The organism is Halomonas sp. ANAO-440 (assembly GCF_019915905.1).
Lineage (GTDB): Bacteria > Pseudomonadota > Gammaproteobacteria > Pseudomonadales > Halomonadaceae > Halomonas > Halomonas chromatireducens.
In genome coordinates this window covers 249,216-272,203 of the sequence record NZ_JAHXBV010000005.1, presented here as the reverse complement: position 1 = coordinate 272,203, position 22,988 = coordinate 249,216, and the positions used below count along the sequence as shown (strand labels likewise).

22 protein-coding genes and 1 tRNA gene are annotated in these 22,988 nt (G+C 62.1%); 7 read left to right on the top strand and 16 right to left on the bottom strand.

Annotated elements, in window-relative coordinates:
* Nucleotides 1–13: 13 nt before the first annotated feature.
* Genes KZO25_RS06345 through KZO25_RS06325 form a run of 5 tightly spaced genes read right to left on the bottom strand, consistent with a single transcriptional unit; the run spans nucleotide 14 to nucleotide 5,208 of the window.
* The gene (locus tag KZO25_RS06345; protein WP_066448881.1) at nucleotides 14–487 is read right to left on the bottom strand and encodes a Na+/H+ antiporter subunit E; all 474 of its coding nucleotides are present in this window, start codon (nucleotides 485–487) and stop codon (nucleotides 14–16) included.
* Nucleotides 484–2,058, bottom strand: a complete 1,575-nt coding sequence (locus KZO25_RS06340; protein WP_223136306.1) for a Na+/H+ antiporter subunit D — start codon at nucleotides 2,056–2,058, stop codon at nucleotides 484–486. Before KZO25_RS06340 ends, KZO25_RS06345 begins: the two co-directional genes overlap by 4 nt.
* Nucleotides 2,055–2,402: a Na+/H+ antiporter subunit C gene (locus KZO25_RS06335; RefSeq protein ID WP_066448887.1), complete on the bottom strand. Its 348-nt coding sequence runs from the start codon at nucleotides 2,400–2,402 to the stop codon at nucleotides 2,055–2,057. The genes KZO25_RS06340 and KZO25_RS06335 overlap by 4 nt, the downstream gene beginning before the upstream one ends.
* A gap of 51 nt (nucleotides 2,403–2,453) precedes the next feature.
* Nucleotides 2,454–2,885 carry a Na+/H+ antiporter subunit B gene (locus tag KZO25_RS06330; protein ID WP_043512876.1) on the bottom strand — a complete coding sequence of 144 codons (432 nt, stop codon included), beginning with the start codon at nucleotides 2,883–2,885 and terminating at the stop codon, nucleotides 2,454–2,456.
* Entirely contained in the window at nucleotides 2,878–5,208 is a 2,331-nt protein-coding gene (locus tag KZO25_RS06325; RefSeq protein WP_066452325.1) for a putative monovalent cation/H+ antiporter subunit A, read from the bottom strand. The genes KZO25_RS06330 and KZO25_RS06325 overlap by 8 nt, the downstream gene beginning before the upstream one ends.
* Before the next feature lie 505 nt (nucleotides 5,209–5,713).
* Between KZO25_RS06325 and KZO25_RS06320 the strand changes: the two genes are divergently transcribed.
* Genes KZO25_RS06320 through KZO25_RS06295 form a run of 6 tightly spaced genes read left to right on the top strand, consistent with a single transcriptional unit; the run spans nucleotide 5,714 to nucleotide 11,605 of the window.
* Nucleotides 5,714–8,524, top strand: a complete 2,811-nt coding sequence (locus tag KZO25_RS06320) for a monovalent cation/H+ antiporter subunit A (RefSeq protein WP_223136305.1) — start codon at nucleotides 5,714–5,716, stop codon at nucleotides 8,522–8,524.
* Nucleotides 8,524–8,868 (top strand): Na+/H+ antiporter subunit C, encoded by a 345-nt coding sequence (locus KZO25_RS06315; protein WP_066448891.1) that lies wholly within the window; start codon nucleotides 8,524–8,526, stop codon nucleotides 8,866–8,868. The genes KZO25_RS06320 and KZO25_RS06315 overlap by 1 nt, the downstream gene beginning before the upstream one ends.
* Nucleotides 8,865–10,403, top strand: coding sequence for a monovalent cation/H+ antiporter subunit D (locus KZO25_RS06310; RefSeq protein ID WP_223136304.1), 1,539 nt, complete (start codon nucleotides 8,865–8,867; stop codon nucleotides 10,401–10,403). Before KZO25_RS06315 ends, KZO25_RS06310 begins: the two co-directional genes overlap by 4 nt.
* Complete coding sequence (locus tag KZO25_RS06305) at nucleotides 10,400–10,897, top strand: Na+/H+ antiporter subunit E (protein ID WP_066448894.1); 498 nt, start codon at nucleotides 10,400–10,402, stop codon at nucleotides 10,895–10,897. Before KZO25_RS06310 ends, KZO25_RS06305 begins: the two co-directional genes overlap by 4 nt.
* A complete protein-coding gene (locus KZO25_RS06300; protein WP_066448897.1) occupies nucleotides 10,891–11,160 on the top strand; it encodes a K+/H+ antiporter subunit F in 270 nt (89 codons plus the stop codon). The genes KZO25_RS06305 and KZO25_RS06300 overlap by 7 nt, the downstream gene beginning before the upstream one ends.
* Nucleotides 11,161–11,170: 10 nt before the next feature.
* Nucleotides 11,171–11,605, top strand: a complete 435-nt coding sequence (locus KZO25_RS06295) for a Na+/H+ antiporter subunit G (protein ID WP_066448900.1) — start codon at nucleotides 11,171–11,173, stop codon at nucleotides 11,603–11,605.
* 99 nt (nucleotides 11,606–11,704) lie between these two features.
* Here the strand turns inward: KZO25_RS06295 and hemH are convergent, their stop codons facing one another.
* The 11 genes from hemH to rnr form a co-directional block, all read right to left on the bottom strand.
* Nucleotides 11,705–12,778 carry a ferrochelatase gene (gene hemH / locus KZO25_RS06290; RefSeq protein ID WP_223136303.1) on the bottom strand — a complete coding sequence of 358 codons (1,074 nt, stop codon included), beginning with the start codon at nucleotides 12,776–12,778 and terminating at the stop codon, nucleotides 11,705–11,707.
* A gap of 159 nt (nucleotides 12,779–12,937) precedes the next feature.
* Nucleotides 12,938–13,240: a DUF6482 family protein gene (locus KZO25_RS06285; protein ID WP_066448911.1), complete on the bottom strand. Its 303-nt coding sequence runs from the start codon at nucleotides 13,238–13,240 to the stop codon at nucleotides 12,938–12,940.
* 214 nt (nucleotides 13,241–13,454) lie between these two features.
* A complete protein-coding gene (locus KZO25_RS06280; RefSeq protein WP_223136302.1) occupies nucleotides 13,455–13,748 on the bottom strand; it encodes a hypothetical protein in 294 nt (97 codons plus the stop codon).
* A 75-nt stretch (nucleotides 13,749–13,823) separates the two neighbouring features.
* Entirely contained in the window at nucleotides 13,824–15,212 is a 1,389-nt protein-coding gene (gene dnaB, locus KZO25_RS06275; protein WP_066448917.1) for a replicative DNA helicase, read from the bottom strand.
* Between the two features lie 154 nt (nucleotides 15,213–15,366).
* Nucleotides 15,367–16,860: a carbohydrate porin gene (locus KZO25_RS06270; protein ID WP_223136301.1), complete on the bottom strand. Its 1,494-nt coding sequence runs from the start codon at nucleotides 16,858–16,860 to the stop codon at nucleotides 15,367–15,369.
* A 296-nt stretch (nucleotides 16,861–17,156) separates the two neighbouring features.
* Nucleotides 17,157–17,603, bottom strand: a complete 447-nt coding sequence (gene rplI, locus KZO25_RS06265; protein ID WP_066448923.1) for a 50S ribosomal protein L9 — start codon at nucleotides 17,601–17,603, stop codon at nucleotides 17,157–17,159.
* Between the two features lie 15 nt (nucleotides 17,604–17,618).
* Nucleotides 17,619–18,473: a hypothetical protein gene (locus KZO25_RS06260; protein WP_223136300.1), complete on the bottom strand. Its 855-nt coding sequence runs from the start codon at nucleotides 18,471–18,473 to the stop codon at nucleotides 17,619–17,621.
* Nucleotides 18,474–18,485: 12 nt separating this feature from the next.
* Nucleotides 18,486–18,713, bottom strand: coding sequence for a 30S ribosomal protein S18 (gene rpsR / locus KZO25_RS06255; protein ID WP_043512856.1), 228 nt, complete (start codon nucleotides 18,711–18,713; stop codon nucleotides 18,486–18,488).
* A gap of 26 nt (nucleotides 18,714–18,739) precedes the next feature.
* Nucleotides 18,740–19,123, bottom strand: a complete 384-nt coding sequence (gene rpsF, locus KZO25_RS06250; protein ID WP_066448932.1) for a 30S ribosomal protein S6 — start codon at nucleotides 19,121–19,123, stop codon at nucleotides 18,740–18,742.
* Nucleotides 19,124–19,285: 162 nt separating this feature from the next.
* Entirely contained in the window at nucleotides 19,286–20,125 is an 840-nt protein-coding gene (gene rlmB, locus KZO25_RS06245; protein WP_223136299.1) for a 23S rRNA (guanosine(2251)-2'-O)-methyltransferase RlmB, read from the bottom strand.
* The gene (rnr, locus tag KZO25_RS06240) at nucleotides 20,125–22,545 is read right to left on the bottom strand and encodes a ribonuclease R (RefSeq protein WP_223136298.1); all 2,421 of its coding nucleotides are present in this window, start codon (nucleotides 22,543–22,545) and stop codon (nucleotides 20,125–20,127) included. Before rnr ends, rlmB begins: the two co-directional genes overlap by 1 nt.
* Nucleotides 22,546–22,778: 233 nt before the next feature.
* Between rnr and KZO25_RS06235 the strand changes: the two genes are divergently transcribed.
* Nucleotides 22,779–22,865: transfer RNA gene (locus KZO25_RS06235), tRNA-Leu, on the top strand.
* Nucleotides 22,866–22,988: the final 123 nt, after the last annotated feature.

The following is a 22,988-nucleotide window of genomic DNA, read 5'->3' as shown; positions in this document are numbered from 1 at the left end:
ACCATCATCGAACTTAGCGGAACAGCTCCAGGGCACGACATTCCATTTCCTTGAGGTTACGGCGCAGCTCCTCCTCATCGTCGAGGAACATGGCATGAATGTAGAGCACCTTGCGATCGTCGGAGACATCCAGGCTCAGGGTACCCGGCGTCAGGGATATCAGGTTGGCGACCATGGTGATCTCGAGCTCGGTACGCGCCTCCAGCGGCATGGCAATCACCCCCGGCTTCATGTGCCAGGGTGGCGTCAGTATGTCGAAACCGACACGCAGGTTGGCCTGGACCAGCTCTTTGATGAAGAAGCCAAGGAAACGCAGGATACGTGGAATGCGGACCGGATAGCCCTTGAGAGCCGGCACCTGGGGCTCGATGAGCACCAGCGTGACATAGCCGAACACCAGACCGATGACCAGGTTCGTGCCCGAGAAGTCACCGCTGAGAATGACCCAGGCCAGGGCCAGCAGCAGATTCCATATCGCCCCCGTCATGGCATCATCTCCTCGTCAGGCGTCTCGACAAGCACATCGTCGATACCGGCATCCCCCCCCAGCACTGCCTCGATATAGCCCTGAGGGTTCATCAACTGATCGCCGATCTGGTTCATGGCAACCATCAGCGGTTCAGCGAACAGACCAATCAACAGGGCAAAGAGCGCCAGCACCGCCACCGGAAGGTACATGAGCCAGAGGCTTGCCGGCACCATCCGGCTATCGTCCCCCACCACGACCTGCTCCACCGGCACCAGGTTATCCTCGGGCAGGGTCTTCCAGAACACCTCGTTCCATATCTTGACCATGGAGTAAAGCGTCATCAGACCGACCGCCAGGGCAACGCCAGTGACCACGTAGGCGCCAGCCTCGATACCGGCGCGTATGAGGACGAACTTGGCGAAGAAGCCGGAAAGCGGCGGGATGCCGGCCAGGGAAAAGGCCGACAGGAAGAAGGCCACGGCCAGCCAGGGGCGCTCACGATAGAGCCCGCCCATCTTCTTCAGCTCATAGGTACCCTGGAGTCGACGGGTGATGCCGCTGATCAGGAACAGGTTGGTCTTGACCACGATGTTGTGCATCACCGCGAAGATCCCGCCGGCAATGGCGAGTGGCGTGAACAGCGCAAGCCCGAGAATCATGTAGCCGATCTGGCTGACGATATGGAAAGAGAGAATGCGCCGGAACTCGAACTGCGCCGCGGCCCCGAGCACGCCGGTCACCATGGTCAGCGCCGCACCCCACAGCAGCAGATCCTGGGTGTAGCCCAGGGTCTGGTCGAACATCAGCGTGAAGACGCGATACAAGGAGTAGACGCCCACCTTGGTGAGCAAACCTGCAAACAGGGCCGAGACCGCCACCGGAGGCGTGTGATAGGAGGCCGGCAACCAGAAGAACAGCGGGAAGGCCGCCGCCTTGATGCCGAAGGCGATCATGAACATGACCGCCAGCACCTCAACCATGCCCTGGTTCTCGGCCGCCGCCAGGCGCTGGGCGATATCGGCCATGTTGAGCGTACCGACCATCCCGTAGGTCAGGCCGATGGCAGTAAGAAAGATCACCGACGCCAGCAGGTTGAGGGTCACGTACTTGATCGCCCCTTCCATCTGCGCCTTTTCGCCGCCAAGAATCAGCAGCGCAAAGGAGGCCACCAGCATCACCTCGAACCAGACATAGAGGTTGAAGATATCACCGGTGAGAAAGGCACCGGCGACGCCGGCCAGCAGCAGATGCATCAGGGGATAGTAGCCAAACTTCTCGTGGCCGGGGCCAGTGGAGGCCAGCGAATAGACCGCCAGCGCCAGGCCAATGATACCGGTCAGCACGATCATCACCGCGCTGAGCATATCCGCGACCAGGGTGATGCCGATGGGGGCCTCCCAGCCGCCCATCTGGATCACCACATAGTCATCAAGGCTTACTGAAACCAGCAGCCAGAGCGCCACGCCCAGCAGCGCGACATTGCCGGCCACGGCGATGAAGCGCTGCGTGGGTCGCGAGCGCCAGAACAGCAGCGACAGGGCACCCGACAGCAAGGGCAGGAGAACGGGCAGTGCAACTTCAGGCCTCACGTATCGGTTTCCTTCATCTTGTCCAGGTCATCGGCTTTGACGATCTCGTAGGCACGACGGATCAATACCACGGCAAAGGCCAGCACGCCGAAGGCGATCACGATAGCGGTGAGCACCACCGCTTGGGGCAAGGGATCTGCCACCGGGCCGAGGGGCGCTGTCAGCCCCTCGGGGATCAGGGGTGGCGCCCCACGGGTCATGCCCGCCGAAGTGAAGATCAACAGGTTGGCGGCATTGGAGAGCAGCATCAGTCCGATCACCAGCTTGACGATCGAGCGACGCAGCATCAAGAAGATCGCTGACGCATACAGCAGGCCAATGGCCACGGCCATCACCGGCTCCATAACGCACCTCCAGCTCGAATTGACGGGGCGACGTCGGCAACGCCGTTACGATCAAGGTTCATCCTTGTCCACCTCCATCAGTGTCATGACCATGGCCAGCACCGAGCCCAGCACCGCCAGGTATACCCCCACATCGAAAATCAATGGACTCGATGCCTTGAAGTCGATGCCGGGAATCTCCCACCACTGGGCGGTCAAGAAGGGTTGATCCATGAACCAGGCTGGAAACACCGAGATCATGCCCAACAACAGGCCCATGCCGATCAGGTCACGGGCATCGACCATGCGAAGCACCTCCCGGGTGGCACTCACGCCGAAGGCGAACAAGTAGAGGGTGAAAGCGCCGGCAGCCACCAGCCCGGCAATGAACCCCCCGCCCGGCTCATCGTGTCCCCGCAACAGCAGGAACACCGAGAACAGCAGCTGCAGCGGCATCAGTATCCGAGCGGCGGTGTGCAGTATCAAGGTGCCTGACTTAACCATCGGCGGACTCCTTCTCCTTCGTCGCGGGCTTGGGTTTCTCTGCCGCACGCAGCTTGAGCATGGCAATGACACCGATCGCCGCCAGAGCCAGCACGAAGATCTCACCCAGAGTATCCAGCGCCCGGTAGTCCACCAGGATCACGTTGACGATATTGCGCCCATGGGCCAGCGGTACGCTGTTTTCGATCATGTAGCCCGAGATGGGCACGAACTGATCGATTCCCCAGGCCGTCAACACCAGCAGGGTGATCAGCACACCGACAGTGCCCGCCACCAGAAGATCGCGCACCCGCTCCAGGGGAGTCGACAGGCTGGCGAAGCGTGGCAGGCGGAAGAGCACCAGCACCAGCAGGATCACGGTCAGGGTTTCCACCAGCAGTTGGGTAATGCCCAGGTCGGGCGCACTGAACAGGATGAAGATCAGGGCGATTGAGAAGCCCATGATGCCCACCGATACCACCGCGCTTAGCCGCGATCGGGTGATGGCGGCAAACAGCGCCCCCATCACCATCATCGCCGCCACGACCACTTCGTGGAAACGGACGTCGAGGTGGAAGGCAATCTCCGGGGAGTGGCGCAGCAGCAAGGAGTTACCGATCAACGCGATCAGCGTCAGCACCATCACCATGAGGTAGTTGCGCATATAGCCGTTCTGCAGGATTCGGGTCTGCCAGTCGGAGACCACGGTGATCCAGTGCATGAAGGCCTCATAGCCAGCCTCGGGCCCCCGCGCGATAAGCGGGTCGAGCCTTGCCAGACGCGCACGCACCCGATCCCAGTGGCGAAACACCACGTAGCCCAGGACCAGGCTGACCAACGACATGATCAGGGGCAGGTTGATGCCATGCCACAGCGCCAGCGAGACGGTGACCGGCTCGCCCATCACCGCCGAGGCGGCGGCAGTGAGCAGCCCCATGCCGGCCAGCACCGGGACCAGGCCGAGCAGCAGCGAGAGCACCGCCAGCACGGCAGGACCAAGCAGCATAGAGACCGGCGCCTCGTGAGCCACCCGCGGGGTTGAGCGACGCTCGCCGAAGAAGGGCCGTAATGCCACGATGGCGGCCACGGCAATGGTCAGGAACGCCGCCGAGAAGGCCAGCAGCAGGATCAACCAGCGAAAGGCACCGGCTTCGAGAACCGACTCGAACATCAGTTCCTTGGCAATGAAGCCAAACAGCGGTGGCGCACCAGCCAGCGACAGGGCGGCAATCATGGCTACCAGCGCCGTGACCGGCATCAGCGAACGCAGCCCCCCCATGGCGCTTACGTCCTTGGTACCGGTCTCATGGTCGAGAATGCCAGCCACCATGAACAAGGCGCCCTTGTAGAGGGAGTGGGCCAGCAGGAAGGTGACGAAGGCGATGAGCGCACCCTCTGTGCCGATACCCAGCAGCATGGTCAGGGTTCCCAGTGCCATGATCGTTGAGTAGGCCAGCAACTTCTTGATATTGGTATGGCGAATGGCCAGGAAGGCGCCGGTGAACATGGTGATGGCTCCCACCACCGAGAGGATGCCGACCCACATCTCGGTGCCACCCAGGCTCGGCTGCAGTCGCGCCATGAGGTAGATCCCAGCCTTGACCATGGTCGCCGAGTGGAGGTAGGCCGACACCGGAGTGGGTGCCGCCATGGCATTGGGCAACCAGAAGTGAAACGGAAACTGGGCCGATTTGGTGAAGGCGCCCAGCAGCAGACAGATCAGCAGCGGTGCATAGAGGTCATGCTCACGCAGCACGTCACCCATGGTGCCCAGCTCGGCGAACGACCAGCTGCCGCCGGCAATACCCAGCATCACCAGCCCCGCCATCAGCGCCAGCCCACCGCCGAAGGTGACGAACAACCCCTGACGGGCCGACTTGCGCGCCTCCAGGTCAGCGTGATTGAAGCCGATCAGCAGGTAGGAGGTGATACTGGTCAGCTCCCAGAAGACGAACAGCGTGATCAGGCCATCGGCCAGGACCAGGCCAAGCATCGACACCATGAAAGCCACAAGGGCGATATGGAAACGCACCAGATCGGGATGGCCCTTGAGATAGCCGCCGGCATAGATCAGCACGAAAGTACCGATCACCGTGATCAACAGGGAAAACAGCAGCGAAAGCCCATCGACAACGAAAGTCAGGCTCATGCCCAATGAAGGCACCCACTCTACGCCGAAAGTCAGCGTCTCCCCACTCATCACCGCAGGCATGAGGGACAGGAACCCCAGGGACAGGGCAGCCGGGAATGCGGCCAGCACGAAGCTCGTACGCTCCCCGAACCAGCGATGCAGCAGCGGGGAAAAGGCGGCGAGCACGAAACCCGAAAGCACGGCTAGTTGCATCATGCAGCTCTCTTCATGGTCGATCTTCCATCAGGGGGTACCGGCGTCTTTGAGACCTTGTTGGCGCCTATCTCGATAGACGGCAGGCGAACTCGCTGGCGTGCCGCGCACGACAGGTGTGTGGCGCGCCGCTGCCACTTTGACAAGCGCGCTTCGAACGTGCAAATGAACACCGTCTGAAAAGGTTTTCCGTCGCCATCTCCGAGTGCGGTTTTACGCCCAATTGATAAGCTCCCTACGACCTCTACAGACTGTATATTGCACCGCAAAAGCTTTAAACTCTGCGCCGCAGCTGGCAGCAAATGGTACAGACCGCTCGGCGAAACGGCTTGGTAGTATAGCGATTTCCCTCCGTTTCTTCATTCGTGACTCCCAACGCGCCAGTCAGGCGATCCTCGATCGCTCCGATGAGCCTCGTGGTGAGCAGGCGCATTCCACGCCACGCCCGCTCTCCCGAACGTGGCGCAGTCTCACCCGATCCACCGCCAGAATGGATGAACCACCAATGTCATTGCTGTGGATTCCTCTTCTCACCATTGTTGGCACCCTGGTGCCGGTAATGACCTCCCGTCATGGGCGCAAGGCCTGCGTCGCCGCCACCCTGATCGCCCCCTTGCTGGCGCTGGGCCTGGTGCTGATGCATGCCCCGGCTGTCTTCGCCGGTGAGGTGGTAAGTCTACAGATATCCTGGATGCCCCTGCTGGGGCTCGACCTGGCGCTGCGAATCGACGGCCTGACGCTGCTGTTTGCCATGCTGATCCTGGGCATCGGCAGCCTGATCCTGCTCTATGCCGGATATTACCTGAGCGCTGCAGAGGATGACGGTCGCTTTCTCGCCTACATGATGCTGTTCATGACCGCCATGCTGGGTATTGCCATGGCCGACAACCTGCTGCTGCTGTGGCTGTTCTGGGAACTGACCAGTATCTCGTCGTTCCTTTTGATCGGCTTCTGGGGCCATCGCAGCGACGCCCGGCGTGGTGCGCGGATGGCGCTCACCGTGACTGGCGCCGGGGGGCTGGCGCTGCTGGCGGGCATCCTGCTGATCGGCCAGGTCGTTGGCAGCTTTGCCCTAAGTGACGTCCTGGCCGCTGGCGATGCGATACGCGCCTCGGCCCACTACCCGCTGATCCTGGTGCTGGTGCTCTTCGGCGCCTTCACCAAGTCGGCCCAGTTCCCGTTCCATTTCTGGCTGCCCCATGCCATGGCGGCACCGACTCCGGTATCGGCCTTCCTGCATTCGGCCACCATGGTCAAGGCCGGCGTATTCCTGTTGGCGCGACTAAACCCGGCGCTGGGTGATACGGCGCTCTGGGCCATTGCACTCTCTCTGGTCGGCCTCGCCACCATGCTCTATGCCGCCTGGTTCGCCCTGCTTGAGCGCGACCTCAAAGGCATCCTGGCCTTCTCCACGGTCAGTCACCTGGGCCTGATCACCCTGCTGCTGGGGCTGGGCAGCCCGCTGGCCATCGTGGCCGCCGTGTTCCATATCCTCAATCATGCCACCTTCAAGGCGGCGCTGTTCATGATGGTGGGCATCATCGATCATGAAACCGGCACCCGGGATATCGATCGCCTGGGCGCATTGTGGTCGATGATGCCGCTGACCGGCACCATGACGATCCTCGCGGGCTCCGCCATGGCCGGCTTCCCCCCGTTCAACGGCTTCCTCTCCAAGGAGATGCTGTTCGAACAGAGCCTGATAAATAGCCTGCTCGGCGCACTCAGCGTGGTTATCCCGCTATTGGTGGTGGTTGCTGCCATGCTCTCGGTCGCCTATTCAGTACGACTGATTTATAGCCTCTTCTTCGCCGAGCCCAAGCTGACCCGAGAGCAGAAAGCCCAGCCGCCGATACAGGCCCACGACCCGTCGCGCGGCATGCTGGCCCCAGGACTTTTCCTGGCCGCCATGAGCCTGCTGGTAGGCCTGTTCCCCATGACGCTGGCCGCCCCGCTGGTCAATGCAGCAAGCCTGGCGGTCCAGGGCGAGACCACACCGCTGTTCACCCTGGCGCTGTGGCATGGCATCAACGCTCCCCTGCTGATGAGTCTTGCTGCAGTGGCGGGCGGTATCCTGGTACTGCGCCACCAGCGCTACTTTGCCAGCCTTGCAGCACTCTTTCCCTCCCGTGATGCCGGGCTCATTTTCGAGGCCGCCGTACAGCGCACGATCAAGATCACCCTTTGGCTGACCCTGAGGCTGGAGAACGGCTCGCTGCAACGCTACCAGGCTCTTCTGATTCTCTGCGCCCTGGTCATGACCGCGATCGGCCTGACCCGGCTAGAGACCCTCACCGGCGAACTGGGGCTGCAGCCGCTGGATGGCATGATGATCGTGGGAGCCAGCCTGATGATCTTTGGCGCCATCGGCAGTGCCCTGAGCCATCGCTGGCGGCTGGTCTCACTGCTCATGCTTTCGGTGGTGGGCCTCGCCGTCTCGCTCACCTTCGTGCGCTTCTCCGCCCCGGACCTGGCGCTGACCCAGCTGTCGGTGGAAGTTGCCTCGATGATCCTGATGATTCTGGCACTGTTCTTCCTGCCCCAGCGCCCGCCCCTGCTCGTCTCGGGAAGACGGATCCTGCGTGACCTGATCCTGGCCGCCTCCCTGGGCGTGGTCGTGGCAATGCTCAACTATGCCCTTCTCACCCGCGAGACGCTGACCATCGCCGACTACTTCCTGCGCGAGAGCCTGCCTGGCGGTGGCGGTACCAATGTGGTCAACGTCATCCTGGTGGATTTCCGGGGCTTCGATACCCTGGGCGAGATCACCGTGCTGACCCTGGCCGGCCTTGCCACCTTCAAGCTGCTCAACCGCATGCGGCTGTTCATGCCCTCGGGCAACCTGGAGGGTATCCGCTGGTCGAGGCATCGCCATCCCATGATCCTTGCGGTAGTGGCGCAGATACTGCTGCCACTGGCGCTGCTGGTGTCGGTGTACATCTTCCTGCGCGGCCACAACCAGCCCGGCGGCGGCTTCATTGCTGGGCTGATCACTTCCGTGGCCCTGATCCTGCAGTACATGGCCCGCGGACATGACTGGACACGGCAGCGCCTGCCGATCTCCTATCCGGTGGTGGCGGTATCCGGCCTGGCCATCGCCGTGGCCACAGGCCTTGCCAGCTGGCTATTCGGCTACCCGTTCCTGACCTCGGCGTTCGGCCATTTCCATATTCCGCTGATCGGCGAGATCGAGCTGGCCTCGGCCATGCTCTTCGATCTCGGGGTCTATCTGGCGGTGGTCGGCGCCACCCTGATGATCCTGATCAATCTGGGCCGAGTGACCACCATGCACCGCCCGACGCTGGAGGAACGCTGATGGAAGCCCTGTTCTCGCTGGTAGTCGGCGTGCTCTCTGCCAGCGGCCTCTACCTGCTACTTCGCGGCCGGACCTTCCCGGTCATCGTCGGCCTGGCCCTACTCGGCTACGCCGTCAACCTCTTCCTGTTCTCGATGGGTGGACTCAACACCCATGCAGCAGCCGTCATCGGCGAGTCGATCTCACCTACCGATCCCCTGCCCCAGGCCCTGGTATTGACCGCCATTGTCATCGGCTTTGCCATGACTGCCTTCGTGGTGATCCTGGCCATTCGCGCCCGCAGTGAGCTGGGCAGTGACCATGTGGATGGCCAGCAGGGTGAAGAGGGAGATGTCGGCCGATGAATCAGCACCTCATCATTCTGCCCATTCTGCTGCCGATGGTGGGCGCCCTGGCTCTCCTGCTGATGGGCAAGGCGAGCTTTGCCACCCATCGCCGCATCAGCGTATCGCTCACCGCAGCCCTGGTCGCGGTCAGTTTGCTGCTGCTCAGCCACGCCGCCAGCGGCGAGTTGACCTTCTACAGCCTGGGCAACTGGCAGGCGCCCTTCGGCATCGTGCTGATGCTGGACCGGCTCTCGGCCCTGATGTTGACGCTCACCGCCGTGCTGGCCCTGGGCTGCATTCTCTTCGCCAGCGCCGGTGACGATACCAAGGGCAGCAACTTTCACGGACTCTTCCAGCTCCAGTTGGTAGGCCTGAACGGCGCCTTTCTCACCGGCGATCTATTCAACCTCTTCGTCTTCTTCGAGATCCTGCTGCTGGCCTCCTACGCGCTGCTGATGCATGGCGGCGGCAAGGCCCGCGTCGGTGCCGGCCTTCACTATGTCATTCTCAATGTGGCCGGCTCGGCGCTGTTCCTCATTGCGCTGGGAGTGCTCTACGGCGCCACGGGGACCTTGAACATGGCTGACATGGCGCGCCGCGTAGCCACCATGTCAGGCGACCAGGCAGCCCTGGTCACTGCCGGTGCCCTGATGCTGGTGGTTGTGTTCAGCCTCAAGGCGGCGCTGCTGCCGCTCTACTTCTGGTTGCCGCGCACCTACTCGGCGGCGCCAGCCCCGGTTGCCGCACTGTTTGCCATCATGACCAAGGTAGGGCTATACGCAATCCTCCGCGTCCAGACGATGATTTTCGTCGACAGCCCGGCAGCTGGCGGCATCACCGCCTGGCTGTGGTGGTCGGGCCTGGCCACCATCGTGCTGGCGGCGGTCGGCGTGCTGGCGGCTCGCGACATGCGCCCCCTGATCGCCTATCTGGTACTCGTCTCGGTGGGCACACTGCTGGCCGGGGCTGCGCTTGGCACGACAGCGGCGACCACCGCCCTGCTCTACTACCTGCCCCACACTACCCTGATCTGCGGTGCCCTGTTCCTGATCGCCGAAATGATCGGGCAGCAGCGCGGTAAGGCAGGTACGCGCCTGGTTCGTGCCCGTCGCCTGCATCAGCGCCACCTGCTTGGCGGCCTGTTCCTGGTGGCGGCCGTGGCGGTTGCCGGCCTTCCGCCTCTTGCCGGCGCACTGGGCAAGCTGCTACTGATGCAGGCCGCGGAAGGCAGTGAGCGACTCTGGCTCTGGCCGCTGCTGCTGCTCGCCGGCCTGTGCGCGCTTATCGCCATGTCCCGAGCGGGGTCGGTCTTCTTCTGGGCCAGCTACAAGGGCGAGGTCACCGCTGGCAAGATCAGCCGGCCCCAGCTGATCGGAGTGCTGTGGCTACTGGCCAGTGCCCCGCTGCTGGTCATCTTCGGCGGGCCAGTGAGCGCTTACACGCAGGCGACGGCCGAACAGTTGGCCAATCCCCAGGAGCCGATTCGCCAGTTGCTGGGAGACGACCCCACACAACAGATCGTGCTGATTCAAGACATCGGAGAAACGCCATGAGAGCAATGGGACGCTTCCTGCCCACCCCCACCCTCTCACTGGTTTTGCTGGTGGTATGGCTGCTGATGGTACGCAGCATCCAGCCAGGCCAGCTTCTGCTGGGCACCTTCCTGGCCGTGGGAATTCCATTGCTGACAAAGGGCTTCTGGGAGCCCCTGCCCCGGGTGAAGCACCCGATCAAGCTGGCCTGGTTTGTCATCGTCGTCATGTGGGATATCGTCAAGGCCAACGTCCACGTCAGCCTGCTGATACTCCTGCCACGGCGGGAGCCACACCCAGGCTTCGTCGAATACCCGCTCGAGGTCAAGGACCGGCTGGTCATCATGCTACTGGCCAATACCATCACCATGACGCCAGGCACCGTATCCACCAATATCCGCCTGGATGGCTCGTCCCTGCTGATTCATGTACTCGACATGGATGAGGAGCAGGAGCTGGTACGCGAGATCCGCGAACGCTATGAGCGGCCGCTCAAGGAGATCTTCGAATGCTAGATACTGCCCTGATGATAGGCCTGGCACTGATCGTGCTGGCCATGGGAATGAATGTCTACCGGCTGGCCATCGGCCCGGACATCCCGGATCGCCTGCTGGCGCTGGATACCCTTTATGTGAATTCCATCGCATTGATCGTCATGCTGGGGCTTTGGCTCAATACCAAGACCTACTTCGAGGCGGCGATACTGATCGCCATGCTCGGCTTCGTCAGCACCATGGCTATCTGTCGCTACCTGCTGCGCGGCGATATCATCGAATGAGGAAGATGCCATGACCTTCTACGTCATCGCCGAAGGCGTGATCGCCTTCCTGCTGGTTGCCGGTGGTGTCTTCGCCTTTACCGGCTCGCTGGGCATGCTGCAGTTCAAGGACTTCTTCATGCGCCTGCATGGCCCCACCAAGGGTACGACCCTGGGGATCGGCTGCATCCTGATCGCTTCGATGCTCTACTTCACCATCACCCAGCGCGAGCTTCACGTACAGGAACTGCTGATCACCCTGTTCCTCTTTATCACCGCCCCGGTGACCGGTCACATGCTGGCCAAGACCGGCCTGCATATGCACCTTCGGTTCATCACCGGCACCCGCGGCTCGGTGCCCGAATTCCGCGACGAGGACGTTGGCCAGAGCCGAGTGGCACGCCCCGCGCGAGCCAAGCACCCGTGGAAATATCGCAAGGCCAAACGAACGCGCATGCGTCGCTGAGCCTTTGCTACCCAAGACAACCGCGTTAGTCTCCACGAAACGGGCTGCCAACAGGCAGCCCGTTTCGCTATCCGATGACGGGACAGGCGATAGCCGCCCTCAGCACCATCCAGACAGTTCGCGTCGTATGACAGCGACCAGTGCGGCGATATGATCATCGCGGTCGTTAAGGCAAGGAATATAGGTGAAGCGTTCGCCACCGGCGGCAAGGAAGCTCTCCTTGATCTCCTCTTCGATCTCCTCGAGGGTCTCGACGCAGTCGGCTGAGAAGGCAGGCGATACCACCGCGATATGCTTGTGGCCGCGGCGGGCCAGTTCGGCCACATGCTCTACCGTGGCCGGCCCCACCCACTCCTCCGGACCGAACTTCGACTGGAATGCGGTGACGATGGCATCGTCGGGCCAGCCCAGGCGCTCCTTGAGCAGTCGCGTCGTCTTCTGGCACTGGCAATGGTAGGGGTCACCTTCCATCAGATAGCGTTTCGGAACACCATGATAGGATGCCACCAGTACCTCCGGCGGCGTTTCGGCGGCAGCGTAGCCCTCCTCCACCGAGGCTGCCAGGGCATCGACATAAGCCGGCTCATCGAAATAGGCCGGCACGGTACGAAACGCCGGCTGCCATTTGAGCTTCATCAGCGTACGAAATGCCTGGTCGTTGGCCGTGGCGGTGGTCGGCGAGGCGTACTGGGGATAGAGCGGAAAGAACAGGATACGATCGCAGCCCTGCGCCTGCATCCGCCGCAGCACGCTGTCGGTGGAGGGGTTGCCGTAGCGCATGCAGAAATCGACCACTACCTGATCGCCATACAGTGCCTCGAGCTCTTCGGCGACCTTGCGGGTCTGTTCCCTGGTGATGGTCAGTAACGGACTTTCATCCCTCTCGGTGTTCCAGATACCGCGATAGGCCCGGCCGGAGCTGAAAGGTCGCTTGGAGAGGATAATCAGTTGCAGCAGTGGCTGCCACTTCCAGTCCGGATAGTCCACCACCCGCTTGTCGGAGAGGAACTCATTGAGGTAGCGACGCATCGACCAGTAGTCGGTGGCATCCGGCGTGCCCAGGTTCGCCACTAGAACCCCGACCTTCCGCTTCGCCACGGGCGGATGGTCCGCTGCCGCATGGGCCAGCCGCCCCTTGCCGGGCTGATCCTGTTCCACTCCCGCTGAGGTCATGCACGCTGCTCCTTCTGGTCAATGACGGATAATGGTCGGTGACTCACGACAGCGGACAGTTTATCAGGCCAGGCGCCCGGAAGGGGTAAAAAGCTGTACTCGATCAAAAAACTGTACAGCTTGCGAAGAGCGCTGTTGCCAGGCTGGCAACCAGGTCAATCAGAAAACCAGAGGCATGCGTGAGGTCAAGGGATCCTGATAGTGAGCCTCACGACCGACGACTTCATCATGAGGCACATGCTGTACCAGGAAGGCACGATGGATTCCGGCCCGCTGGAGTTCCAGATACACATCCTCCAACGAGCGAAACACGACTGGCTTGGTGCGCCTTGTCAGCAGGTGCCGGGCGCCTTCCATATCCTCCAGTTCAACCTGATAGCAGTGACTGCCCGCGTGAGTAATGACGCGAATTTCGTAGTTATCGTGATTGGCCGCAAAGGCCTTGAGATCATTGAAGTCCATGGTTCCCTCCATGTAACGGACATTGAATGGCGCAATATCAGATGCAGCTCGGGCACAGCATGACTGCGCCCGATGGCATTAGCATGACAGTAGCATATTGAAAGTGAGACTACCGGACAGCGGAAGGGTTCCGTGATATGGGACTCAGGCAGCCGGTATTACGCTAGAATCGCCAAGAGGCAGTTAATCTTGCGTCAGACCGACAGCGGAAGGGCTACTGATAATCTGAGGGATCGATAGCCTTGGCCAGCGAACGGCGATCCACCCACTTACCCGCCTTGGTCTCCTTGTAGCGAAACACCACGCGATCACCAACGGCCACCGAGAGTTCGGCATCTTCGGTCTGATAGCTGTATGCCTCGCCCTCCACAACCAGCTGAAAACGGTAGAGGTCAGGCATCCCCAGCCACTCCTTGAAAGGGCCTTCCCGCTCCAGCGATTGCAGTTCGCCACGCGCCTCCAGCTTCGGAGCGCGCTGCTGTTTGCCGCGTCTGAATCCGCTTGCCATGCTACCTCCTGGTGATCTATCGGGGGGTCGGCATTATACGGTGCCCACTCGCAGGCTCAAGGCCCCGAAAGCGGATCAACTTCCAAACGACTCGCCATAGGTGTCAGGTGCCAGATCCTCGAAGCGGGTATAGCGCCCGATAAAGGCCATATGCACCGTACCGATGGGGCCGTTACGCTGCTTGCCGATGATCAGTTCTGCTAGCCCCTGATTATCGGGATTATCCGGATTATAGACTTCGTCGCGGTAGACGAAGGCAATGACATCCGCATCCTGCTCGATGGCGCCGGATTCACGCAGATCCGACATCACCGGCCGCTTGTTGGGGCGCTGTTCAAGCGAGCGGTTGAGCTGCGACAAAGCCACTACCGGGCAGCCGAACTCTTTCGCCAGGCCTTTCAGGGAGCGGGAGATTTCCGATATCTCGCCGGTCCGGTTTTCAGAGAAGCCCGGGATCTGCATCAACTGAAGGTAGTCGATCATGACCAGCGCCATATTGCCGTGCTCACGGACCAACCGGCGAATACGCGAGCGCATCTCGTTGGGTGACAGCGCTGCCGTGTCGTCGATGAACAGCTGCTTGTCCTTGAGCAGGTTCACCGCCGAGGTCAGCCGTGGCCAATCCTCGTCCTCCAACTGTCCGGTACGCACGCGTGTCTGGTCAATGCGACCCAGCGATGACAGCATGCGCAGCATCAACGATTCGGCAGGCATCTCCATGGAGAAGACCATGACCGGCTTGTCACTGGCGATCACCGCATGCTCGACCAGATTCATGGCGAAGGTGGTCTTGCCCATGGAGGGGCGTCCGGCAATGATCACCAGGTCGGATGGCTGCAAGCCAGTTGTCATTTCGTCGAGATCACGAAAGCCGGTGGACAGGCCCGTCATCTCACCCTGCATGTTGAACAGCTCGTCGATGCGATCCACCGCCTTGGCCAACAGCTCGCTCATGCCGATGGGGCCGCCCGACTTGGGACGTTCTTCGCTGATCTGGAAAACCAATCGTTCGGCCTCGTCGAGCAGCTCATCGGCCGGCCGGCCCTGCGGGCTGAAAGCGCCATCGGCGATCTGGCTGGCCGCCCGGATAAGCTTGCGCAAGGTGGCTCGCTCGCGAACGATATCGGCATAGGCACGAATATTGCTGGCCGACGGCGTATTGCGCGCCAGTTCGGCCAGGTAGGCGAGACCACCGATGGTACCGAGCTGGTCACGCCCTTCCAGCGCCTCGGAGAGCGTCACCACATCCAGCGGCTGGCTGGCTTCTGCCAGACCGGTCATCGCATTGAAAATCAGGCGATGCTCGTAGCGATAGAAATCGTCCGCCACCAGCCGCTCGGCCACGGTATCCCATGCCTGATTATCGAGCATCAGTCCGCCCAGCACCGACTGTTCCGCCTCAAGCGAGTGAGGCGGCATCTTCAGGGCAGCGGTTTCCTGATCCAACTCGAGGGTTTCATTCATGGCATGGCAACCTGCAGGGAAACGGACCCTGCCATTCTACCCGATGGGCGTGGCCCGCCCTACCTCTCGAAACGACAAAAACCGCGACCGTTTCCGGTCGCGGCAAGGATCGAAACAGCACGCTAGCCTATCGCCCGGCTTTGCCGAGCCTTGCTCAGAACCACACTTCGGTCTGCACGCCGAAGCTCCACTGCCCGCCGGTGAAACCGTCACTGCCGAAGGCGGACGTCGTATCGTAATCGTTGAGCTCACTATCCCAGTCGGTGTAGGAAGCGAACAGGCGAATTTCGGGCCGCTGCCAGAAGCCGCCCACCTGGGGCTTGAAGGTCGGTGCGATGGTGAACTTGCCGAAGTCGCCGCTCACCGAATTGAGGTCACCGCGACCATTGGGGTCGAGGTCCATGTACTGGTAGCTGGCCTCGTACTGCATCTCGAAGTTCTGGGTGATCTCGTTGACCAGGCGCGCATTGAGGGTCAGCCACTTGTAGTCGTCGCCATCGGCGTAGCGGTCCTTGCTCATCTCGCCGAACAGCACCGGTGCAAAGCGCCAGTTGGGCGCCACATAGGTGGTGCCGTAGATGCCGAGGCGGGTGGCCTGGGCATCATCGGTCAGGTCACCGTCGCTGCCGAGCCCCTTGACCTCGGCCCCCAGGCCCTGGCCATGCAGCAAGGCAACCTTGAAGTTGCCATCACCCAGGCCGAAGAAGCTGTCTCCGTGGTAGGCCACCATGGTATGGAAACCGCTGTCGGCGGCGGTCTGGCCTTGGCCGATATCCCGCTCGTCGTTATCGGCCGCCGACAGGGCATTGACCATCCACTGCCAGTTGCCGAAGTAGTTGTTCGCGGTCAGGATCAGGCTGTCCGTACTGCCATCGTTCCCCGGGAACTCGGGACGCACCGGGTAGTCGCTGAAGCTGCGCCCATAGAGCGAGAAGTTGGAGCGCCAGTTGTCGGCCAGCTGCATGTCGTAGATACCGGCACCGGTACCGGCCAGAAACACGAAGTCGCTGTCGAGCCAGTGGATATCGAAGTTGTCGCGGTCGAAGCGCTTGCCGGCCCAGATCGAGGCGTTTTCGAAGGCCCCGGTGAAGCTCGGCAGGTCGCTGAACTCGGCGTAGACCTGGCGCACGTTGAGGTTGGAATCGCCGTCCCAGTCATTGCTGGTGGTTGTACCGCTGGCCAGCATGGTGCGGTAGTGCGCCCGGGCACCGTTGTCGAACTGCATGCGGTAATTGAGAATGGCCTCGGCGTAGGTATCCGGCTCGTTGCCTAGTCGCCCTACGGCGCCGCCCAACCCGCCGGCCGGGGTCACGTAGGGGCCACCCTCGATGCTCTTGCGATCCTCGCCCAGCAGCAGACCCGAGCGGGCGTAGACGTTGAAAGAAAAACCCTCCTCGCCGCTGGCCTGCCGCTCTACCTTGGCGAGCCGCTCCTCGACCTCTGCCGTGGAGAGCCGACCCTCGGCCTGGGCTTCGGCAAGCTCGGCTCGCTGCTCGGCGGCTGAGGCACGCTGCTCCGCCGCTGCGATACGATTCTCCAGATCGAGCAGGCGCTGCTCCAGGCTATCGGCGCTGGCAAGGCCACTGATAGCGATACTGGCCACAGCCACGGCGGCAGCGAGAGGCGTTCTGAGCATGGCAGTCTTCATGCAATGAGTCCTTTTATGGTTGTTTTACAAGAAAGCAGGCAAGGCCATCCCCAAGCATCTTAATCGTTTAAGTCTTTGGGCAAAAAAACACCGACCAACCTCGCCATACAGGCCCGACGTGTCGCATGACGTCGGATATGTCGCGAAAAACTTAATCGTTTAAGCCGTCCGACGCAAAGAAAAAAAGCCAACTTGCTACCAAAGTCGAAAAGGGCGCCCCTTCGATGTCACCAAAAACAAGGGGCGCGGGGATATTTTCCCCGCGCCCCTTGGCGTACGACGTGACGAGGTGGGCCTTACTCGGCTACCACCACGACACGCACGGTCGCATCGACCTCGGCGTGCAGGTGCAGCTCGATGTCGTACTCGCCGGTCTGGCGGATCGGACCCTGCGGCATGCGAACTTCGCTCTTGGCGACGTCGATGCCAGCCTGACCCAGCGCTTCAGCCAGGTCACGCGGCCCGATGGAACCGAACAGCTTGCCCTCGTCACCGGCCTTGGACACCAGCGACAGCTCGATCTCGTTGAGCTGGGCGGCACGGGCTTCGGCTTCGGCCTTGCGCTCGGCGGCCTGGGCCTCGAGCTCGGCGCGCTGCGCATTGAAGGCTTCCACATTGTCCTTGGTAGCCGGCACGGCCAGTCCATAGGGAACCAGGTAGTTGCGGCCATAGCCAGGCTTGACGGCGACCTTGTCGCCCAGGCCACCCAGCTTGCCAATATTATCGAGCAGAATGACTTCCATCTCGTCAACCTCTTGTCAGTCGCTACGTGGGGCCAGACGGCCGCGGAAATCCGCGAACACATCGATAAAGGCCGCCAGCAGCACGATCAGAATCATGGGCCAGGTGGTGATCAGCAGCAGATAGAAAGCGATCAACCACAGCCCGTTCATGCCTTTAATACCGATGAAACCATGTACCAGCGCAATACCGGCCACAAGCAGTGGCACCCAGGCCAGCATGCTCAGTGATGGAATGCCCAGCACCATGCCCACCACGCCCAGCACGACCAGCACGACCAGCTCTCGCAGCGTGAGCCGCAGGGCGTGGAACTCCTCCCGGAAACCACCGGGGTTGTAGAGTCCTGCCTGCCAGGCCCGCGCCAGTGCCAAACAGCCGATAGCGGCCACCAGCACCACCAGACCGGTGATACCACCGATCAGCAAGGTAGCCAGCTGCTGGGTGTCGTACCCATGGCGGGCCAGCTCGGTGAGCATACGGTCGATCTCGGCAGAACCCTGCCGTAGCTGCTCAAGCAGTTGCTCGGTGCCACCCGGTGGAACGAAGATTCCCAACTGGATCATCATCGCCCCGGCAAGGGTTCCGACGATCAGCGCCTCGCCCCATCGCATGCGCTCTCGCAGCACCACCGCCATCAGCGTAACCAGCAATACGCTGGCAAGCGGTATGGCATCACCCTGAGTCCACCACCACCCGGCAGGGACGGCAGCCGCCACGAGCACGGGCAGCGCCGGAGCGAGCCCCCGCCGCAGGGTCGCCAGCGCCACGATGGCAGCACTGAACCAGAACAGCCAGGGAATGATGGCGGCCAAGGCAGCCCCGCCAGCGGCATAGGGCGTGCCGCGCATCAACCAGCGGGCAATGGGTAACATCGGTTACGTGGCTTACTGGTGGCTATCGGTGTAGGGCAGCAGTGCCAGGAAGCGCGAGCGCTTGATGGCAGTCGCCAACTGGCGCTGATAGCGGGCCTTGGTTCCCGTGATCCGGCTGGGAACGATCTTGCCGGTCTCGGTGACATAGGCCTTGAGCGTGTCCAGATCCTTGTAATCGATCTGCTTCACACCTTCGGCGGTGAAACGGCAAAACTTGCGACGGCGGAAAAAACGTGCCATGGAAAGACTCCTTCAGGCGGTGCGGATCAGTTGGCTTCGGCAGTTTCTTCGGTGTCACGTGACCTGTCGTCACGACGCACACGCTTTTCGTCTGCCGGCTTCATCATTGGCGAAGCTTCAGTGATGGCTTCCTTGCAGCGCACCACCAGGCTGCGAATGATGGCGTCGTTGAAACGGAAGATGTTCTCGATCTCATCGAGAGTCTCGCCGCTGCACTCGACGTTCATCAGCACGTAGTGAGCCTTGTGAATCTTGTTGATCGGGTAGGCCAGGTGACGACGGCCCCAGTCCTCCAGACGATGCACGGTGCCACCACTTTCGGTGACGATGCTGGAGTAACGCTCGACCATGGACGGTACTTGCTCGCTCTGGTCCGGATGGACCATAAATACGATTTCGTAATGACGCATGGGGTCTCCTTGCGGGTTGTCAGCTTCCGCGTGAGGCCGCTCGGGCCATCAGGGGAAGCAAGGAGTGATAGTCAAATGGAAGCGCCCGCTCACACAGGAACGGGCGCATGCATTCTAGAGAGCTGGAGCGCCACTTGCAAGGACAGTGCTCGCGGTATGCGCTCAGTGCTGGACGCCACGCCGCTGGCGCACGGCTTCGAACAGGCCGATACCCGCCGCCACGGAGACATTCAGGCTCGAAACGCTGCCGACCATGGGCAGCTTGATCAAGGTGTCGCAGGCCTCACGGGTCAGCCGGCGCATGCCCTTGCCCTCAGCGCCCATGACCAGCGCGACCGGGCCGGTGAAATCGGCATCGAACAGCGCCGTATCGGCCTCTCCGGCCGTGCCCAGCACCCAGACGCCAAGCGTCTTGAGCCGAGCCAGGGCGCGGGCCAGGTTGGTGACCTGGTAGACCGGAACGTTCTCCGCCGCCCCGCTGGCCACCTTGCGCACCATGGCATTGAGCGGCGCCGACTTGTCCTTGGGCACGATCACGCCATGGGCGCCGGCGGCATCGGCGCTGCGCAGACAGGCGCCGAAGTTGTGTACATCGGTTACCCCATCCAGCACCAACAGTAGCGGCGGCACATCGAGCGGCCAGGCTTCCAGCTTGAACCAGAGCGAAGCCTCGCTCTCGGCGCTCAGCGGAGGACAGAACGCCACGACCCCTTGGTGCGAGGCGCCCGAGGCCAGGCGTTCGAGGTCGTCGCGAGAGCGCACCAGTACACGAACACCACCGCGACGAGCCACTCCGATCAGCTCGGCCAGACGCTGCTCGGCGTCACCCTCTTGAATCCAGAGTTCTCTGGGCGTCTCACCGCGATCGAGCAGCGCGCGCACGGCATGTACGCCAAAGACGGCATCGAGGCCACCCGGCACTCCGCCCGTACTCTGGGCGCGGCGCTTGCCACCCCGCTGCCGCTCCCGGGTATCGGGGCGCTCCCTGCGTCCGGCTCCCATCAGCTGCGTGCCTTGGGCTTGCGCGGGCCGCGACGACGCTTGCCGCCCTTGCCCTTGCCGCCCTTGGCATCATCCTTGCCGACCTTGGCATCACCTTTACCACTGCCGGCCGCCGGCGGCGTGGCGTTGCTCGACTCGCCGGCACCTCGGCGTTTGCGAGGCTGTCGCTTGGGGCGTGGCTTCTCGTCCTCCAGGGCAAAATCGATCTTGCGGTCATCAAGGTCGACACGCGCCACCTGAACGGTGACACCGTCGCCCAGACGGTAGCTCATGCCGGTACGCTCGCCCTTGAGGCGGTGCTTTTCCGGTTCGTAGTGGTAATAGTCCGAGGGCAGCGAGGTAACATGCACCAGCCCTTCCACATAGACCTCATCGAGGCGTACGAAGATGCCGAACTGGGTCACCGAGGCGATGGTGCCCTCGTAGACCTCGCCGAGCTTGTCGGACATGAATTCGCACTTCAGCCAGTCCTCGACGTCCCGGGTGGCGTCATCGGCGCGACGCTCGGTCATGGAGCAGTGTTCCCCCAGCTCGAGCATCTGCTCGAAGGTATAGGGACACCACTTGCTGGGCGGCTCCACCTTGCCGCCTTCAGCGCGCAGCACCGTGGCGGTCTGGCGCGGCCCACGAATGACCGAGCGGATGGCCCGGTGTACCAGCAGGTCGGGATAGCGGCGGATCGGCGAAGTGAAGTGGGCATAGGCCGGATAGGCCAGGCCAAAGTGGCCTTCATTGTGCGGCGAATAGACCGCCCGGCTCATGGAGCGCAGCATCACGGTCTGGATCACGTCGGAATCGGGACGATCCTTGATCACCTCGGCCAGGTCACGATAATCCTCCGGGCTCGGGTCGTCACCACCGCCCAGCGACAGCCCCAGCTCGTTGAGGAACAGGCGCAGCTTGTCCAGGCGCTCCGGCGAGGGCTTCTCGTGGATACGATACAACGCCGGCAGATCGTGCTTGTCGAGGAAGCGGGCGGTGGCCACGTTGGCCGCCAGCATGCACTCCTCGATGATCTTGTGGGCATCGTTGCGCGAGCGCGGCACGATCTTCTCGATCTTGCGCTCCTCGTTGAAGAGAATCGCCGTCTCGGTGGTCTCGAAATCGATGGCGCCACGGGCCACGCGGGCCTCGCGCAGCAGCCGATAGAGCGAATGCAGGTTCTGCAGCGAAGGCACCAGGGCGCGATACTCCTCGCGCAGCGCATCCCCCTCCGCGCTCTCCTCGTCGAGGATGGCGGCGACCTTGTTATAGGTCAGCCGCGCATGCGACTGGAATACCGCCTCGTAGAAGCGATAGCGACTGATGGCACCGGACTGGGAGATATTCATCTCGCAGACCAGCGCCAGTCGGTCGACGCTGGGGTTCAGCGAGCAGAGCCCGTTGGAGAGCAGCTCCGGCAGCATGGGCACGACCTGGCCGGGGAAATAGACCGAATTGCCGCGGGTGATCGCCTCCTCGTCGAGGGCGCTGCCGGGTCTCACATAGTGAGAGACGTCGGCAATGGCCACCAGCAGCTTCCAACTACCCGACTTCGTCTTCCAGGCACAGACGGCATCGTCGAAATCCTTGGCCGACTCATCGTCGATGGTGACGAAGGGAACATCGCGCAGTTCGATGCGATGCTGCTTGTCGGCATCCACCACCTCGGCCGACATTCCGGCGATCTCATCCTGTACATCCGGCGGGAACTCCGAGGGGATCTCGTAGCTACGGATGGCGATATCGATCTCCATCCCCGGATCCATGCGCTCGCCGAGCACCTCGACCACCTCACCGACCGGCTGCACCCGGGTCTCCGGCTGCTGGACGATCTTCGCCGAAATCACCTGACCATCCTTGGCGCCGCCACAGGCACTGTGGGGAATGATCACTTCCTGGGTAATGCGCGGATTCTCCGGAATCAGCACGCCGAACTCAGAAGTATTGGCGCGGTAGACGCCGACGATGGTCTGCGTATTACGGGACAGCACCTCGGCTATCGTCGCCTCGTCGCGTCCTCGCCGGTCGCGACCGCTGACCCTGGCCAGCACGGCATCGCCATGGAAGACACGGCGCATCTGGCGTGGCGGCAGGACCAGGTCAGGCTTCTTGCCATCGTCACGAAGCAGGAAGCCGAATCCATCGCGATGGCCAAGCACCTTGCCCTTGATCAGGTCCAGCTTGTCGATCAACGCGTAGGCACCGGCGCGGTTGCGCAGCACCTGGCCGTCACGCTCCATGGCCGCAAGCCGACGGCGCACCGCCTCCTGGAGCTCCTCGTCGTCGAGGCCCAGCATACGGCTCATGTTCTCATGGGAAACCGGCTTGCCGTGCTCTTCCATTCTAGACAGCAGGTATTCGCGGCTGGGGGCGGGCTTGTCGTACTTATGGGCCTCGCGGCTGGCGTGCGGGTCGTCGCTGAGCGTCCAGTGGGTCATGCGTAGGGCATCCTTGGCAACGTCGGGGACAGCGTTCTCGGGAGGGCGCAGGCAGTGCGCCGCGGGCGTAGGTTCTTGCTATTAGGCTCTATTGTCATGGGCGCAGTATAGCGCCGGCGGGGAAACTACCCAACCATCGCCGGTTACATGCCCCCTTGGCATGACAAAATTATCCTGCCGCCCTCTTCCCGGCCTTGCAATGAGCCCGAAATTGGGTAAGATACGCGTCGCCTGCCCAGATGGCGGAATTGGTAGACGCGCTAGCTTCAGGTGCTAGTGTCCGTAAGGACGTGGAGGTTCAAGTCCTCTTCTGGGCACCATCGATACCTGCCGTAAAAGGCCGGCTATCAGGGAGTTCGCTCCCCTGCTCTTTATCAGTTCAGTCGTTCGTGTTCGCCCAGGTGGCGGAATTGGTAGACGCGCTAGCTTCAGGTGCTAGTATC

Bases quoted from the DNA above. Each gene is read 5' to 3' on its own strand.
- KZO25_RS06345 (WP_066448881.1), bottom strand. From the start codon at position 487: ATGACGGGGGCGATATGGAATCTGCTGCTGGCCCTGGCCTGGGTCATT.
- KZO25_RS06335 (WP_066448887.1), bottom strand. From the start codon at position 2,402: ATGGAGCCGGTGATGGCCGTGGCCATTGGCCTGCTGTATGCGTCAGCG.
- KZO25_RS06330 (WP_043512876.1), bottom strand. From the start codon at position 2,885: ATGGTTAAGTCAGGCACCTTGATACTGCACACCGCCGCTCGGATACTG.
- KZO25_RS06325 (WP_066452325.1), bottom strand. From the start codon at position 5,208: ATGCAACTAGCCGTGCTTTCGGGTTTCGTGCTCGCCGCCTTTTCCCCG.
- KZO25_RS06320 (WP_223136305.1), top strand. From the start codon at position 5,714: ATGTCATTGCTGTGGATTCCTCTTCTCACCATTGTTGGCACCCTGGTG.
- KZO25_RS06315 (WP_066448891.1), top strand. From the start codon at position 8,524: ATGGAAGCCCTGTTCTCGCTGGTAGTCGGCGTGCTCTCTGCCAGCGGC.
- KZO25_RS06310 (WP_223136304.1), top strand. From the start codon at position 8,865: ATGAATCAGCACCTCATCATTCTGCCCATTCTGCTGCCGATGGTGGGC.
- KZO25_RS06305 (WP_066448894.1), top strand. From the start codon at position 10,400: ATGAGAGCAATGGGACGCTTCCTGCCCACCCCCACCCTCTCACTGGTT.
- KZO25_RS06300 (WP_066448897.1), top strand. From the start codon at position 10,891: ATGCTAGATACTGCCCTGATGATAGGCCTGGCACTGATCGTGCTGGCC.
- KZO25_RS06295 (WP_066448900.1), top strand. From the start codon at position 11,171: ATGACCTTCTACGTCATCGCCGAAGGCGTGATCGCCTTCCTGCTGGTT.
- hemH (WP_223136303.1), bottom strand. From the start codon at position 12,778: ATGACCTCAGCGGGAGTGGAACAGGATCAGCCCGGCAAGGGGCGGCTG.
- KZO25_RS06285 (WP_066448911.1), bottom strand. From the start codon at position 13,240: ATGGACTTCAATGATCTCAAGGCCTTTGCGGCCAATCACGATAACTAC.
- KZO25_RS06280 (WP_223136302.1), bottom strand. From the start codon at position 13,748: ATGGCAAGCGGATTCAGACGCGGCAAACAGCAGCGCGCTCCGAAGCTG.
- dnaB (WP_066448917.1), bottom strand. From the start codon at position 15,212: ATGAATGAAACCCTCGAGTTGGATCAGGAAACCGCTGCCCTGAAGATG.
- KZO25_RS06270 (WP_223136301.1), bottom strand. From the start codon at position 16,860: ATGAAGACTGCCATGCTCAGAACGCCTCTCGCTGCCGCCGTGGCTGTG.
- rplI (WP_066448923.1), bottom strand. From the start codon at position 17,603: ATGGAAGTCATTCTGCTCGATAATATTGGCAAGCTGGGTGGCCTGGGC.
- KZO25_RS06260 (WP_223136300.1), bottom strand. From the start codon at position 18,473: ATGTTACCCATTGCCCGCTGGTTGATGCGCGGCACGCCCTATGCCGCT.
- rpsR (WP_043512856.1), bottom strand. From the start codon at position 18,713: ATGGCACGTTTTTTCCGCCGTCGCAAGTTTTGCCGTTTCACCGCCGAA.
- rpsF (WP_066448932.1), bottom strand. From the start codon at position 19,123: ATGCGTCATTACGAAATCGTATTTATGGTCCATCCGGACCAGAGCGAG.
- rlmB (WP_223136299.1), bottom strand. From the start codon at position 20,125: ATGGGAGCCGGACGCAGGGAGCGCCCCGATACCCGGGAGCGGCAGCGG.
- rnr (WP_223136298.1), bottom strand. From the start codon at position 22,545: ATGACCCACTGGACGCTCAGCGACGACCCGCACGCCAGCCGCGAGGCC.